16 protein-coding genes are annotated in these 13,485 nt (G+C 59.6%); 8 read left to right on the top strand and 8 right to left on the bottom strand.

Translation table 11 applies throughout. The features are described 5' to 3' along the window. Nucleotides 1-29 precede the first annotated feature (29 nt). The 3 genes from atpE to RF819_RS12055 all read right to left on the bottom strand — a co-directional run bounded on the left by atpE (nt 30) and on the right by RF819_RS12055 (nt 1,752). Nucleotides 30-278 (bottom strand): F0F1 ATP synthase subunit C, encoded by a 249-nt coding sequence (gene atpE / locus RF819_RS12065; RefSeq protein ID WP_078365220.1) that lies wholly within the window; start codon nt 276-278, stop codon nt 30-32. Between the two features lie 62 nt (nt 279-340). Further along, nucleotides 341-1,228, bottom strand: a complete 888-nt coding sequence (atpB, locus tag RF819_RS12060; RefSeq protein WP_078365219.1) for a F0F1 ATP synthase subunit A — start codon at nt 1,226-1,228, stop codon at nt 341-343. A 14-nt stretch (nt 1,229-1,242) separates the two neighbouring features. After that, the gene (locus RF819_RS12055) at nt 1,243-1,752 is read right to left on the bottom strand and encodes an ATP synthase subunit I (RefSeq protein WP_078365218.1); all 510 of its coding nucleotides are present in this window, start codon (nt 1,750-1,752) and stop codon (nt 1,243-1,245) included. 107 nt (nt 1,753-1,859) lie between these two features. Between RF819_RS12055 and RF819_RS12050 the strand changes: the two genes are divergently transcribed. The 6 genes from RF819_RS12050 to RF819_RS21050 all read left to right on the top strand — a co-directional run bounded on the left by RF819_RS12050 (nt 1,860) and on the right by RF819_RS21050 (nt 8,528). Continuing rightward, nucleotides 1,860-2,156 carry a YbeD family protein gene (locus RF819_RS12050; protein WP_078365217.1) on the top strand — a complete coding sequence of 99 codons (297 nt, stop codon included), beginning with the start codon at nt 1,860-1,862 and terminating at the stop codon, nt 2,154-2,156. A gap of 2 nt (nt 2,157-2,158) precedes the next feature. Then, nucleotides 2,159-2,845: a lipoyl(octanoyl) transferase LipB gene (gene lipB / locus RF819_RS12045; protein WP_280522499.1), complete on the top strand. Its 687-nt coding sequence runs from the start codon at nt 2,159-2,161 to the stop codon at nt 2,843-2,845. Between the two features lie 57 nt (nt 2,846-2,902). After that, the gene (lipA, locus tag RF819_RS12040) at nt 2,903-3,898 is read left to right on the top strand and encodes a lipoyl synthase (protein WP_078365215.1); all 996 of its coding nucleotides are present in this window, start codon (nt 2,903-2,905) and stop codon (nt 3,896-3,898) included. 59 nt (nt 3,899-3,957) lie between these two features. Further along, on the top strand, nt 3,958-7,431 hold the full coding sequence (locus RF819_RS12035; RefSeq protein ID WP_078365214.1) for a DEAD/DEAH box helicase: 3,474 nt from the start codon (nt 3,958-3,960) through the stop codon (nt 7,429-7,431). Nucleotides 7,432-7,734: 303 nt separating this feature from the next. Continuing rightward, the gene (locus tag RF819_RS21055; RefSeq protein ID WP_143541693.1) at nt 7,735-7,941 is read left to right on the top strand and encodes a hypothetical protein; all 207 of its coding nucleotides are present in this window, start codon (nt 7,735-7,737) and stop codon (nt 7,939-7,941) included. 92 nt (nt 7,942-8,033) lie between these two features. After that, nucleotides 8,034-8,528, top strand: a complete 495-nt coding sequence (locus RF819_RS21050; protein ID WP_143541692.1) for a hypothetical protein — start codon at nt 8,034-8,036, stop codon at nt 8,526-8,528. A gap of 97 nt (nt 8,529-8,625) precedes the next feature. Here the strand turns inward: RF819_RS21050 and RF819_RS12030 are convergent, their stop codons facing one another. The 5 genes from RF819_RS12030 to RF819_RS12010 form a co-directional block, all read right to left on the bottom strand. Continuing rightward, a complete protein-coding gene (locus RF819_RS12030; RefSeq protein WP_078365213.1) occupies nt 8,626-8,952 on the bottom strand; it encodes an XRE family transcriptional regulator in 327 nt (108 codons plus the stop codon). Beyond that, complete coding sequence (locus tag RF819_RS12025; RefSeq protein ID WP_078365212.1) at nt 8,945-9,310, bottom strand: type II toxin-antitoxin system RelE/ParE family toxin; 366 nt, start codon at nt 9,308-9,310, stop codon at nt 8,945-8,947. Before RF819_RS12025 ends, RF819_RS12030 begins: the two co-directional genes overlap by 8 nt. 404 nt (nt 9,311-9,714) lie before the next feature. After that, nucleotides 9,715-10,188: a hypothetical protein gene (locus RF819_RS12020; RefSeq protein ID WP_078365211.1), complete on the bottom strand. Its 474-nt coding sequence runs from the start codon at nt 10,186-10,188 to the stop codon at nt 9,715-9,717. A gap of 87 nt (nt 10,189-10,275) precedes the next feature. Then, nucleotides 10,276-10,494 (bottom strand): glycine zipper 2TM domain-containing protein, encoded by a 219-nt coding sequence (locus tag RF819_RS12015; RefSeq protein ID WP_078365210.1) that lies wholly within the window; start codon nt 10,492-10,494, stop codon nt 10,276-10,278. A 94-nt stretch (nt 10,495-10,588) separates the two neighbouring features. Beyond that, on the bottom strand, nt 10,589-11,422 hold the full coding sequence (locus RF819_RS12010) for an AraC family transcriptional regulator (protein ID WP_078365209.1): 834 nt from the start codon (nt 11,420-11,422) through the stop codon (nt 10,589-10,591). A gap of 118 nt (nt 11,423-11,540) precedes the next feature. Between RF819_RS12010 and RF819_RS12005 the strand changes: the two genes are divergently transcribed. Both RF819_RS12005 and RF819_RS12000 read left to right on the top strand, forming a co-directional pair. After that, nucleotides 11,541-12,473 carry a DMT family transporter gene (locus RF819_RS12005; RefSeq protein ID WP_078365208.1) on the top strand — a complete coding sequence of 311 codons (933 nt, stop codon included), beginning with the start codon at nt 11,541-11,543 and terminating at the stop codon, nt 12,471-12,473. A 35-nt stretch (nt 12,474-12,508) separates the two neighbouring features. After that, nucleotides 12,509-13,408: a D-amino acid aminotransferase gene (locus RF819_RS12000; RefSeq protein WP_078365207.1), complete on the top strand. Its 900-nt coding sequence runs from the start codon at nt 12,509-12,511 to the stop codon at nt 13,406-13,408. The last annotated feature ends 77 nt before the right edge of the window (nt 13,409-13,485 follow it).

Here is a 13,485-nt window from a genome sequence, read left to right as displayed (position 1 = left end):
CTCTCTAGATCAATGAAAGGCGAAAGGGATTACTTCAGCACAAACGGGTTGGCGAAGGCAAACATCATGGCAATACCCACACCAATCAGGAACGCGGCGTCGATCAGACCAGCCAGCAAGAACATTTTGGTTTGCAGTTCGTTCATCAGCTCGGGTTGGCGTGCGGCGGCTTCGAGGTATTTGCTACCCATGATGCCAATACCGATACAAGCGCCGATAGCACCCAGACCAATGATCAAACCAGCGGCCAGTGCCACAAAACCGAGAACGTTTTCCATTTAAGAGCTCCTATGGATTCAAGTTGAAAAGAAAAAAGGTAACAAAAACTACTGACACTTTTTTAGTGATGGTCGTGCGCTTGGCCCACATACACCAAAGTCAACATCATGAAAATGAACGCTTGCAGCGCCACGATCAAAATGTGGAATATTGCCCAACCGGTGCCTGCCAGCACATGACCGAACCAGAGAACAATACCTGTGGCCGAGCCAAAACCAACCGCACCCATCAGCGCAATCAGCATGAACACCAGCTCGCCCGCATACATATTGCCAAACAACCGCATGCCATGCGACACGGTCTTGGCAGTGAATTCGATCAGTTGCATCGCCAGATTCAACACACCCAGCGGAATGGCATACAAAGGATTCTTGCTGGTACCAAACGGGGCGGTCACCAACTCATGCGCCCAGCCACCAGCCCCCTTGATCTTGATGTTGTAGTACAGACAAACCAGCAACACCGAGGTAGACATCGCCAGCGTAGTAGACAAGTCAGCAGTAGGCACCACACGCATGTAGGCATGGTGCGGATCATGGCCAGCTGCGCCGTAAATCATTTCCCAGATCAGGGGAATCAGATCCACCGGCAAAAAGTCCATGGAATTCATCAGGAACACCCACATGAACACCGTGAGCGCCAACGGGCCCACAAACTTGCGGGACTCGGCGTTGTGGATGATGCCCTTGGCCTGGGTATCGACCATTTCCAACAGAATCTCAACCGCCGCCTGCATGCGACCAGGCACACCCGCCGTCACCGACTTGGCCACCCGCCACATCACAAACAAACCCAGACAACCCAGCAGGACCGCCCAAAAAATGGAGTCCAGGTTGAACACAGACATGTCAATCACGCCCGATTGTTTCGCGGACTGCAGGTGGGTCAAATGGTGGCCGATGTACTCACCAGCCGTTGGGCCTTGCGCAGCATGTTCTTCAATAGCCATCAGTCACTCTTCAATCAGTTACTTTTGCCATGAGGCGTTAAAACTTGCACCGGCTTGCCTGGACGCCTGAACGCCAAAGCCAACCAATACACCTTGATGGCAACCACCAGACCAACCAACATGGCTGGCCAGCTCAAATCTGCCACCAGACGATGGGCAGCAAAAAGAATGCCCAGCGTCACAACTATCTTGACCAGCTCCCACAAAAAGAAGCTGACCACCGCCGCACCCACATTGGCTCTGGCAAAGCGGCTGGTCAACCCACGCGCAAACAAGGCCGCAGGAACCACCACCGCCAACACACCACATGCAAGTGATTTGGCAACTCTTTCATCAAACCAAAGCAAAGACAAACCAACTGCCAACAGACCCAGCACAATTTGGCCCACCACCACCCACCAGGGTGAGGTCGAGGGATTGGCAGCCCGGATAACCGCCGCCTGTTCAGGCGTTAATGGAACAAAAACTTCGGGCCCATCATCGAACTCAGAGCCCTGTGCTCCCGAAGGTGCTATTGTCGCCATTTACATTACGGTTAGTTTACAAGCTTGACTTTTGACTTTTGTCAGACAAGCCTTTGATTATAGGTAGAAACCCGCTCAGCCAAAAAAGCCAGAACCGCTAAACACCCATGACCCAAGCCGCAGAACCCACCCCACCCGACGCACAACAAGCCTCACTGATCACCTACCCCAGCCAGTTCCCGATCAAGGTGATGGGTATCAAGACCGACGGCCTGGTGGCCGCCATCACCCACATTGCCCATTCCTTTGACCCGGCCTTCGATGCCAGCACCATCGAGCTGCGCCCCAGCAAGGGTGACAAGTACTTGGGTGTCACCATCACCGTCACCGCTACCAGCCGCGAGCAGCTCGACGAGCTGTACCGCACACTCTCCACCCACCCGATGGTCAAGGTGGTGCTTTGACCGTGGCTCCCAGCGCACAGTTTCTCGGGCGTGTGGACTACCTGCCCACCTACGAGGCGATGCAGGCTTTTACCGCCGAGCGAACAGCAGCAACGCCAGACGTGTTATGGATTTGTGAGCACCCTCCTGTTTATACACAAGGGCTGGCAGGCAAAAAGGAACATATTTTTAACCCAGACGACATCCCCGTCATCCAGACCAACCGGGGCGGCCAGGTGACTTACCACGGCCCGGGGCAGGTGGTGGCCTACCCTTTGCTTGACCTCAAACGTGCGGGTTACTTCGTCAAGGAGTATGTCTACCGCATCGAAGAGGCGGTGATCCGCACCCTGATGCACTTTGGTGTCACCGGGCACCGCGTGGCGGGCGCGCCTGGCATTTATGTGCGCCTGGACGACCCACGCTCCCACGCGCTATTGCCGCAGCGGCCCAAAAAAGGCGCCAGCGCCACACCGGATTTCACCGGACTGGGCAAGATCGGCGCCCTGGGCATCAAGGTCAGCCACAACTGCACCTACCACGGCGTGGCACTCAATGTGGCGATGGACCTCGAACCCTACTTGCGTATCAACCCCTGCGGCTACCAGGCGCTGCAAACCGTTGACCTTTCTACAATTGGCGTTTTTGTCCCCTGGCAAGAGGCGGCAGACGTGCTGGCGCAGCAGCTGGCCCGCTACCTGGCCCCCTGAGCTCTCGCAAACGGCCAGACCACCCGACGCCCTGCCACCACACACCCAACAAACACCATGAGCACCTCCACTGACGACACCACCGTGCGCGTGGCCCAATCCGCCGAAAACTACGACCCCACCGCCAAACAAAAGGCCGCGGCCAAGCTGTCGCGCATCCCGGTCAAGGTGGTGCAAGGCGAGATCTTGCGCAAACCCGAGTGGATTCGTGTCAAGGCCGGCAGCCCCAGCACCCGCTTCTACGAAATCAAGGACGTGTTGCGCAGCAACAAACTCGTCACCGTGTGTGAAGAAGCCAGCTGCCCCAACATCGGTGAGTGTTTTGGCAAAGGCACAGCCACCTTCATGATCATGGGTGACAAATGCACCCGGCGTTGCCCGTTTTGTGACGTGGGTCATGGCCGCCCCGACCCGCTGGATGTGAACGAACCGGTCAACCTGGCCAACACCATTGCCCAGCTCAAACTCAAGTACGTGGTGATCACCAGCGTGGACCGAGACGACCTGCGCGACGGTGGCGCCGGCCACTTTGTGGCCTGCATCGAACAGATTCGCGCCAAATCACCACACACCCAGATCGAGGTGCTGGTGCCCGACTTCCGGGGCCGCGACGACCGTGCGCTGGAAATCCTCAAAGCCGCACCACCCGACGTGATGAACCACAACCTGGAAACCATCCCGCGCCTGTACCGCGAGGCCCGCCCCGGCTCGGACTACCAGTTCAGCCTGAACCTGCTCAAGAAGTTCAAGGCGCTGTTCCCTGACGTGCCCACCAAGAGCGGCATCATGGTTGGCCTGGGCGAAACCGACGAGGAAATCCTGCAGACCATGCAGGACATGCGTGACCACGGCATCAACATGCTGACCATCGGCCAATACCTCGCGCCCTCAACCGCCCACCTGACGGTCAAGCGCTACGTGCACCCGGACGTGTTCAAGATGTTCGAAACCAAAGCGTACGAGATGGGCTTCAGCCACGCGGCGGTGGGCGCCATGGTGCGCTCCAGCTACCATGCCGACCAGCAGGCCGGGCACGCGATGGCCAGCCTCTGAGACGCCACCAATTTTTATAGCTAATCACCCTTTATAAACAAGGGCTAGAGCCCAATTTAATGCCTCACACCGGCGCACCCCAGGGACTCTGGCTCGACCTCGCCTCGCTGGCGCAGCGTGCGGGTGCCGCGGTGTATGGCCGGGCGCTGGACCTGTACCGCAACCAGAAGGTGCAAAGCCTGAGCATCACCCCCGTCCAGAAACACTGGCTGCTGGAAGGTGAGGTGCAGGGCACGCAGCACGAGCCCTACGAGGTGGAGGTGGAGCTCAGTCTGGGCACAGGTGGCCAACTGCGCAGTTGGGACAGCGATTGCACCTGCCCGGTGGGTTACCAGTGCAAACACGCGGTGGCGCTGATGATCAAGGCAGCCTACCGGGGCAAACTGCTGCTGGAGAACAGCGAAAGCGCCGATGCCGCCAGCACCCCGGAACAACGCGAAGCCCAGCGCCAGGCTGAGGTGGCACGCCAACACGCGGCCGAGCAACTGGAGTCCGACAACCAGTTGATCCGCTGGTTGGGTGAACTGGCCCGCACCGCCAGCCATACCACCAGTGCGCTGCCCACACCGCCCAAACCCAGCCGCTCCGATGCCCCGGCAGAGCGGCCCGAGCAGTTTTTGTACCTGCTGTCCGTCCTCAACCCGCAAGGCCCCAGCCCACAACTGAGCCTGGAGGTGGTCACCGCCTACCCCAAGGTGGTGGGTGGCTGGTCACGCGCCAAGGCGATGAAATTCCAGCCCGAGCGCGGCCAGCCGATCTACGACCAGGCCAGCGACACTGACCACGATGTGCTGCAGCTCATGCGTGCCATGCCGGGCAGCTCGGTCCAGTACTACTACAGCTACAGCGCGCGCAACAAAATCACGCCCGAGGGCAAATACGGTGTGCAGATCCTGGAGAAAGCCGCCAGCACCGGCCGCCTGTATGTGTTGGTGCCACCGAGCCAACCCGGCGCGCCCGTGGCTTGGGGTGAACCTCTCACCCTGAGCTGGGAGTGGTATGAGGTGGGCCAGAGCATCAACCACCGCGCCGGTTGGGCCTTGCGCGCCAAACTCGGCGACGGCCAAGCCAAGTTATGCCTGAACAACCCGCCGCTGTACCTCGACAGCGCCAACGGCCGTTGCGGTCTGGTGGACCTGCAGGGCATGAGCCTGGGCCAGATTGCAGTACTGCTCAAAACCCCACCGCTCAAAGCCGAGTCACTCAAAAAGTACCAGCCCGAGCTGATGGCCCAGCTCGGCCCGGTGCCACCGCCGCCGGTGCTGGAGCAACTGCCCACTCTCAAGGGCATCACCCCCAAAGCCTGCCTGTACCTGCACGCGGTACCGCCAGACATGGTGCGCGTCGACGGCCTGATGCTGATGCACCTGAGTTTTGACTACGCCGGTTACCGTGGCTGGTGGGTGGGCCAGGGCAACACCGTGCTGGTGGACGGCCCGCAAGGCCGCGTCATGCTGCAGCGCGACCCCCAAACTGAGCTGGAAGCCATCGTGCGCCTGCGCGACTGGGGTTTTGCCAGCCAGGGCCACGGTGGGTTTGGTATTCCCGGCAACACATCACAACAACGCTGGCTGCAATTGGTCGACAGCGACTATGCGCCGCTGCGCGAGGCGGGATTCGAGATCACGCTCGACGAGAGCCTGAACCACTGGATCAGCCACGCCAGCGCCCTGGATGTGGACATACAAGCGCAGGGTGACGACGAGGCCACCTCGCCCTGGTTTGACCTGAGTTTGGGCATGGAGATCAACGGCCAGCGCCACAACATCCTGCCGCTGCTGCCCACGCTGATCAGCACCGCCGCGATGAGCCCGCGTGATGCCACCACCGGCCTGCCCGACCTGCCACCGTTTGTGTACCTGCCCAAACCCGAAGGCGGCTTCATCCGCCTGCCCACCGACAACCTCAAACCCTGGCTCGGTGCGTTACTCGAGCTGGTGGGCGACAACACCCACGACTTCACGGGTGAGAGCCTCAAACTGTCGCGCCTGGACGCGATGCGCACCACCGCCGCACTCGGCGAAGGCGCGGTGTGGGACGGCGCCCAACAGCTGCGCGAGCTGGTACAACGCTTGAGCGGCCGCACTGAGTTGCCGCAGGTGGCCATACCGGCCAGCGTACAAGCCACACTGCGCCCCTACCAACAACAGGGTGTGAACTGGTTGCAGTTTTTGCGCGAATACGGCCTGGGTGGCATCCTGGCCGACGACATGGGCCTGGGCAAAACATTGCAAACCCTGGCCCACATCCAGATCGAAAAAGACGCGGGCCGCCTGACCGCACCCGCGCTGATCATTGCGCCGGTGAGCCTGATGGGCAACTGGCGCCGCGAGGCCGAGCGTTTTTGCCCCGAGCTACGTTGCCTGGTGATCCATGGCGCGGACCGCCACGAGGTCAGTGGCAGCACCCATGACCACCACATCGTCATCGCCCCCTATTCGCTACTGCCGCGTGACCGCGAAGGTTGGTTGCAGGGCCAGTGGCACCTGGTGGTGCTGGACGAGGCACAAAACATCAAAAACGCCGCCACCCAAGCGGCCCAGGTCGTGGCCGAGCTCAATACCCGGCACCGGCTGTGCCTCTCTGGCACACCGATGGAAAACAACCTGGGTGAGTTGTGGAGCCTGTTCCACTTTTTGATGCCGGGGTTTCTGGGCAGCCAGAAACGTTTTACCGAGCTGTTTCGCAACCCGATCGAAAAACAAGGTGACCCCGAAGCACTGCAGCAGCTGCGCGCGCGGGTCACGCCGTTCATGCTGCGCCGCACCAAGGCGCTGGTGGCGCATGAGTTGCCCCCCAAGGTGGAAACCGTGATGCGGGTCGAGCTCTCAGGCAAACAAGCCGACCTGTACGAAACCATCCGCCTCGGCATGGAAAAAACCGTGCGCGAGGCGCTCAGTACCAAAGGTTTGGCCAAGTCACAAATCACCATCTTGGACGCCCTGCTGAAATTGCGTCAGGTTTGCTGCGACCCACATTTGCTCAAGCTCGACGCGGCCAAAAAGGTCAAAACTTCGGCCAAGCTCGACCAACTGATGGAACTGCTGCCCGAGATGCTGGCCGAGGGCCGGCGCATTTTGCTGTTCTCGCAGTTCACCAGCATGCTGACCTTGATCGAGGCCGAGCTCAAACAACGCGGCCTAAAGTGGGTCAAACTCACCGGTCAAAGCCAGAAGCGCGACGAGATCATCGGCCAGTTCACCAGCGGCGCGGTGCCGCTGTTTCTGATCAGCCTCAAAGCCGGCGGCACCGGCCTGAACCTGCCGCAAGCAGATACCGTGATCCATTTTGATCCCTGGTGGAACCCGGCGGTGGAAGCCCAAGCCACCGACCGCGCCCACCGCATCGGCCAGACGCAAAGTGTGTGGGTGGTCAAACTGGTGGCGCAGGGCACGATTGAGGAACGCATCCTGGCACTGCAAGAGCGCAAAGCCTCACTGGCCGACAGCATGTACAGCGGCTCGGTCGGGCGCAAGGAACCGCTGTTCAGCGAGAGTGATCTGGCGGAATTACTCAAGCCGTTGGCGAGGTAATTCTTCTAATTTGATAGCCATCTACCCTTTATGAATAAGGGCTAGAGGCCGATTTTATATGCAGATGGGGCACTGTTTCCGGCTGCAACAGTGGATGGCAGGGGAAGGGTAGGGGCGGCGGCCTCATACTGTCAAAGGCCCAGAAATCGGCCGCCACCCCTATCCATCCCCTGCTGGCGAGCACTGTTGGATTCCAAAGGGAATACCAGTTCAGGGAACAGGAGCCATCAGGTATGTAGCGGGAGCAAGAACTCGCAGGACTGTTACAGGGTCGCCCCCATCTATCGCAGAGATGCGAAATTTGTGGAAATGAACCTGTACTCAGCAACCAATCCTGCTGTTACTCAGGAAGTTTTTGGATTTGTCGCGGCCCATGGGCTTCGTCTCACCGGCGGAATAGAAATTCATCTGAACACTCTCCCCAAACCGAAGGAGAGCTATGTCAACAGCTTGAAGGGAGTCAAAGAAAATCAACATCCAATGACAAGTCTGGTCTTGAAAAGCTTTTGACCCTTTTACACAAAAATTCGGACACCCTCGCTTTTTTGCCAATAGGATTGTGTCTCTGACATCGAAACAACGGCAACACTGCCGGAATATCAATGACACCCGACACCCAGCCGATAACAACTGCCAAACGTTATGCAATTAGGGCCATGAATTGGACTGCCGGTGCCATGTTTTTCCTGTCTGGGTTAGTGCCAGTTTTGCAGATTGCCGCTGTACCACGCGAGTACTTGGTTTCTGGCGTAACAGAACTCAAGTGCAACGCCTACTTGCAACCAAAGTTCAGACCTTGGGATTGCGCACCTCTTCCAGCTATTTCTGATGATGCACTTCCGATCATCGCAGCTGTCTTCGTGGGTTTGCTCGCGTGCGCTTGGCTTGTACTTGGATCGCGACGCTTGAAGACATCGGACATCGCATTTGTATCCATTTTCTTTCTTGTTCTGCCCGTTTTCGCACGAGTTCAAGCTGTGATGATTAGCGCAGCTGAACCAGCTTTTTTATACGGAACACTTCCACTTGTCGCCATGGTCATTGGGATACTTGTCATCTTGATACGTATAGGTGGGCCAGCGTTCTCCCGCTCCTGAGCGACTCAAAAAATACAAGAAGACGCTGCATCCCTTTTTACGGAGTCAGCAGCTCTTGCAAAGAGCGCTTCGTCATCAAAAGTCGATGCTTGCAGTCTCACACCACCAACGACCGCCCCAGCTCAGCAAAGTTGCTGATCTTGACCGCACCGTCCGGGAAACGGGCAATCACTTCCAGTTCCCCCCCCATGGCTTCGATGTGGCTGCGCAGGGTGGACAGATACATATCGGTTCGTTTTTCCAGCTTGGCAATGGCTGGCTGCTGAACTTGTAACACGTCAGCCAGCACTTTTTGCGACAGTCCACGCGCTTGGCGCAGTTCGTTGAGAGGCATCGCGGCCAGCAAACGTTCAGCCTGGGCGGCAGAGCGCTCTTGCGCCTGGGGTGTCATGCGGGCACGTAACTCACTGAATTTCTTAGCCATTGATCAATCCTTCCTTTCGAAGTTGCTCAAGATGTTGGTCGTAGAGCTGGTCGGCGATGGGAATGTGGGTGTCGTACCAGCGCTCTTTGCCGGTTTTGTCACCCCCGATCAGCAGAATCGCAGAGCGACGTGGGTCGAAGGCATACAGCGTGCGCAACGGTTTGCCTCCCTGCTGGGTGCGCAGTTCCCGCATGTGGCTGTGCCTGGAGCCGTTGATACCACTGCTGTGCGGGTAACCAAGCCCTGGCCCACGCGCTTCCAGCAGCCGCACACTCGCATCCAGCGCTTCCTGTTCGTCCTCCGTCAGGCTCGCCCACCAGTCACCAAACTCGTCGGTGTATTCAACATCCCATGTCATGCGGCGACTATAGTCAATCAAATTTATTCCGTCAATGGAATATTTTGAGATCTCGCCAGCACCGTTGAAGGCGGGTGGTGGGGTTGCCGGGCGCAGAACCCATTCGCGTGATGAGGCTGGCGGCGCACCACCCTCAGCGGCAACACCCCAACAAGCGCTCAACCCACACCGTATCCCGCGAGGGGGCCGGAGAACGGTAACCCCGCCGCCCGCCTGGCGCCACGCGAACCCAACAGCCAGAAATACTACGCAATCAATAGCTATCAGACCTTATTACAAAAGGGCTAGAGGCCAATTTTCATATGAGGCGCTTAGAACTCTGTACCCAACGGAAAGGGGCTGCAATACGGCACTCACTGACCGATCACACCCGTGATGTGTGCAGAGTCAATAGCACCCGGCCGCTACACCGGCTTGGCAAACCCTGCTTCGACCCACTTGAGCGCACTGGCCCGGTTGAGTTTGAACGCAGGTGGCACCCGCACCTCGGCCAGCAGCTCATCCAACTCGTCTTTGGCACTCAACAACGCTGACGGGTTGTCGTCATCGGGCGTGATGTCCAGGCACACGGTGATGCGCCCGGCGTCGTGCGCCACGGTGATGCTCTGGTGCAGTGTGGCGTGCAACTGCTGCTCGCTGCGGCGCACAAATTCGCGGGCGGTTTTGACCAGGGTGATGAAGGCGCTGCCGTCCAGCGGCTTGGGGTTCTTTTTGTCGCGCCCCATGGTCCAGGGGCCAACCAGGGCCGGTTCGGACTGGCCGTCTGGCGTCATGGCCACGGCCCAGCCGTCGTCGTCTTCGTTTTTGATGACCTGGGCGGTCCATCCATCGCTGCGCCACAGGCGGGGTTCTTGGGTTTTGAGGGGTAAGTCAGTCACTGGCAGGCCGTTGTCAAATGAAAACGCTGGCCACAGCCAGCGTTGATGCCAGGATGCTAACCGGGTTGCGGGTGATGCCCGCCTGCGTTACTTGTGTCGGATGGTATTGCCGATGACACCACCGACTGCCGCGCCACCCACAGTACCGACGGAACTGCCGCCGGTGAGCACCGCTCCAGCCACCGCGCCGATGCCCGCGCCAGTGATCACGTTGCGGTCACGGTGTGACAGGTTGGCACAGCCACCCAGGGCCAGGGTTGAGGCCAGAACCAGGCTTAGAGAGAAGAGTTTGAGTTGATTTTTCATAGGGGCCGATGTTCATGCAAACGACCCCGGCTCCGAGCCCAAGTTGTATCAACGCGTATCTGCGCCTGGGCGTGCATTTGCATTTGGACACAAGTTACACAGCTGGCTTACCCGCAGCAGCGCGCCCACGCGCTGGGGTGTGGGGGCCGACCTTGCGGTATTCGTCAGGCGTCAAACCCATCAGCCTGCGAAACATGCCAATGAACGCCGACGCACTGCCATAACCCAGGTCCAGTGCGATGGATTCCACGGTGTGGCCGGCTTGTAACAACGGCATGGCGCTGACCACTCGCAAGCGCTGGCGCCACTCGGCAAAACTCAAACCCAGCTCACGCTGAAAACGTCGCAGCAGCGTGCGTTCGGTGGTGAAAAAAGCGCTGGCCAGCTCAGGCAGGCTGCGGTTGTCACCCGGCTGGGCCATCAGCGCGCGTAACACCGGCGCCAGCACCGGGTCGTCCGAGGTGGGCAAATAACTGCCGGCCGCCGGTGCCTGCGCGAGTTGGTCCACCAACACCTGCAGCAGCCGCTCCTGCGCGGGGGTGCGTGGTAACGCAGGCGGGTTCTGGCGCAACTCGTCCAGCAGTGCACGCACCAGCGGGCTGACCGTGAGGGCGCAGGTGGTGGCTGGCAGCGCCGTGGTCAGCTCCCTGGCCACGTACAGCGAGCAGTGACAGGCCTCGCAGCGGTTCAGGCCGACGTGCTCCACATCGGGCGGCAACCAGATGCCGTACTGCGGCGGCGCCAGGTAGTGGTGATCGGCCAGCTTGACCTCCATCACACCGCTGTACGCATACACAAATTCGCCCCAGGCATGGCGGTGTTTGGGGTAGATGGCTTGCGCTGGCATGACCGCGCTGCGGAAATAGATCGGCGCAGGCAAGGCGTAAGCAAACGGTGGCAGATGCAGGCGCTGGGTCGGTGGTGGCATGGCAGACGTGAGCTTGGTGGATTGGCTGCTGGGCGCTATGACTTGTCGGATTGGCACTATATCCATCAAATCCGTCGCACCTATCATGCAGTTCCTCGTTTTTTGTCTGGACCGATTGATGACCACCCGCCATGCGCTCGATGCACGCGCCTCGTCCCTGATGCTGCTGTTGTGCCTGTTGTGGGGCCTGCAGCAGGTGGTGCTCAAAGCCACCGCACACGAGATTGCGCCGATCATGCAGATTGCCCTGCGCTCGGGTGTGGCGGCGCTGCTGGTGGCGGGGCTGATGTGGTGGCGCAAGGAACCCATGTCGCTCACCAACGGCACCCTGCCCGCCGGGCTGGTGGTGGGGGCCTTGTTTGCGCTGGAGTTTTTGCTGGTGGGTGAAGGCCTGCGCTACACCTCGGCATCCCACGCGGTGGTGTTTTTGTACACCGCGCCGATTTTTGCGGCGCTGGGCCTGCACCTGCGGTTGCCCGCCGAGCGGCTGAGTGCGCTGCAATGGATGGGCATCAGCTTGGCGTTTGCTGGCATTGTGCTGACCTTTTTTGGCCGAAGCCAGCCAAGCGGTGTGGCCCTGAGCAGCAACATGTTGCTGGGGGATGCCCTCTCGCTGCTGGCCGGCATGTCCTGGGCGGCGACCACGGTGGTGGTGCGCTGCTCGCGCCTGTCCTCAGCATCGGCTTCCCAAACCCTGCTGTACCAGTTGGTGGGAGCGTTTGTGTTGCTGATGCTGGCTGCGCTGGCGACAGGGCAAACCAGCATCCACTTCACACCGGTGGTCTGGGCCAGCCTGGTGTTCCACTCAGTCATTGTGTCGTTTGCCAGCTATCTGGCCTGGTTTTGGTTACTGCGGCATTACCTGGCGACGCGGCTGGGGGTGTTCTCGTTCATGACGCCGCTGTTTGGCATGGCATTTGGTGTGTGGCTGTTGAACGAGCCGCTGGAAGCCAGTTTTGTGGCAGGTGCGGCGCTGGTGATGGCCGGGGTGATACTCGTGAGCCTGCGTGGTGTCGTCCGGTGGCCAAGTTGGCTGCCAGGCAGGGCTTAAACTGCTGACTCCTTCCTCCAACCCACACCACTGCCATGACAAGTTTGCCCGCGCTGCCCTGTTACCTCAACGGTGAATTCACCACCCTGCCCCACGCCAAGATCAGTGTGATGGACCGGGGCTTCATTTTTGGCGATGGTGTCTACGAGGTGGTGCCGGTGTACAGCGGCACCTTGTTCCGCTTTGAGCAGCACATGGCGCGGCTGGAGCGCAGCCTCAAGGAGTTGCGCATCCCGAACCCGTCCACACGGGCAGAGTGGGCCGAGATTGCCCATAAATTGATAGCTGACTACGCTTTATCCATAGGGGCTAGTGCCGAAAAAGTCGATCAACTGATCTACATCCAGATCACCCGGGGCGTGGCCATGCGTGACCATGTGATGCCCAACAACATCACGCCCACGGTGTTTGTCATGACCAATGTGATGAAGCCAGCCACAGAGGAGCAGCGCAGCCAGGGCGTGGCCTGCGTCACTGCCGACGACTTCCGCTGGGAGAAGGCGCACATCAAGGCCACCAGCCTGCTCGGTGCGGTGTTTGCACGCCAGATCAGTTATGACGTGGGCGCGATTGAAACGGTGATGTTCCGCGACGGCTATCTGAGCGAAGCCGCCGCCTGCAATGTCTGGGTGGTGAAAAACGGCCAACTGCTGGGCACCCCCAAGGACAACCTGGTGTTGGAAGGCATTCGTTACGGGCTGATTGAAGAGCTCTGTGCACAGCAGGGTATCCCGTTTGAGCTGCGTCGCATCACCCGCGCCGAGGTGCTGGCTGCCGACGAAGTGTTGCTGTCCTCCGCCACCAAAGAGGTGCTGCCAGTGACCCAGCTCGACGGCCAACCGGTGGGCAATGGCCAGCCCGGGCCGGTTTATGCGCGGCTGTTTGCGGGCTACCAGCAGGCCAAGGCAGCCGCGCTGGCAGCGTCTCTGGCATAAAAACTGCTTCAATACAAGTTCTATAGCAGTGCACGCCGTTTCAACGGCTGTGCACAGCGTAAACTTGTTACGTCGTT

The organism is Rhodoferax fermentans (assembly GCF_002017865.1).
Taxonomy (GTDB): Bacteria; Pseudomonadota; Gammaproteobacteria; order Burkholderiales; family Burkholderiaceae_C; genus Rhodoferax; species Rhodoferax fermentans.
This window is presented reverse-complemented; position numbering and strand designations above follow the sequence as displayed.

Coding starts and splice junctions, on each gene's coding strand:
- atpE (WP_078365220.1), bottom strand. CDS start 278: ATGGAAAACGTTCTCGGTTTTGTGGCACTGGCCGCTGGTTTGATCATT.
- atpB (WP_078365219.1), bottom strand. CDS start 1,228: ATGGCTATTGAAGAACATGCTGCGCAAGGCCCAACGGCTGGTGAGTAC.
- RF819_RS12055 (WP_078365218.1), bottom strand. CDS start 1,752: ATGGCGACAATAGCACCTTCGGGAGCACAGGGCTCTGAGTTCGATGAT.
- RF819_RS12050 (WP_078365217.1), top strand. CDS start 1,860: ATGACCCAAGCCGCAGAACCCACCCCACCCGACGCACAACAAGCCTCA.
- lipA (WP_078365215.1), top strand. CDS start 2,903: ATGAGCACCTCCACTGACGACACCACCGTGCGCGTGGCCCAATCCGCC.
- RF819_RS12035 (WP_078365214.1), top strand. CDS start 3,958: ATGCCTCACACCGGCGCACCCCAGGGACTCTGGCTCGACCTCGCCTCG.
- RF819_RS21050 (WP_143541692.1), top strand. CDS start 8,034: ATGACACCCGACACCCAGCCGATAACAACTGCCAAACGTTATGCAATT.
- RF819_RS12030 (WP_078365213.1), bottom strand. CDS start 8,952: ATGGCTAAGAAATTCAGTGAGTTACGTGCCCGCATGACACCCCAGGCG.
- RF819_RS12025 (WP_078365212.1), bottom strand. CDS start 9,310: ATGACATGGGATGTTGAATACACCGACGAGTTTGGTGACTGGTGGGCG.
- RF819_RS12015 (WP_078365210.1), bottom strand. CDS start 10,494: ATGAAAAATCAACTCAAACTCTTCTCTCTAAGCCTGGTTCTGGCCTCA.
- RF819_RS12010 (WP_078365209.1), bottom strand. CDS start 11,422: ATGCCACCACCGACCCAGCGCCTGCATCTGCCACCGTTTGCTTACGCC.
- RF819_RS12005 (WP_078365208.1), top strand. CDS start 11,541: ATGACCACCCGCCATGCGCTCGATGCACGCGCCTCGTCCCTGATGCTG.
- RF819_RS12000 (WP_078365207.1), top strand. CDS start 12,509: ATGACAAGTTTGCCCGCGCTGCCCTGTTACCTCAACGGTGAATTCACC.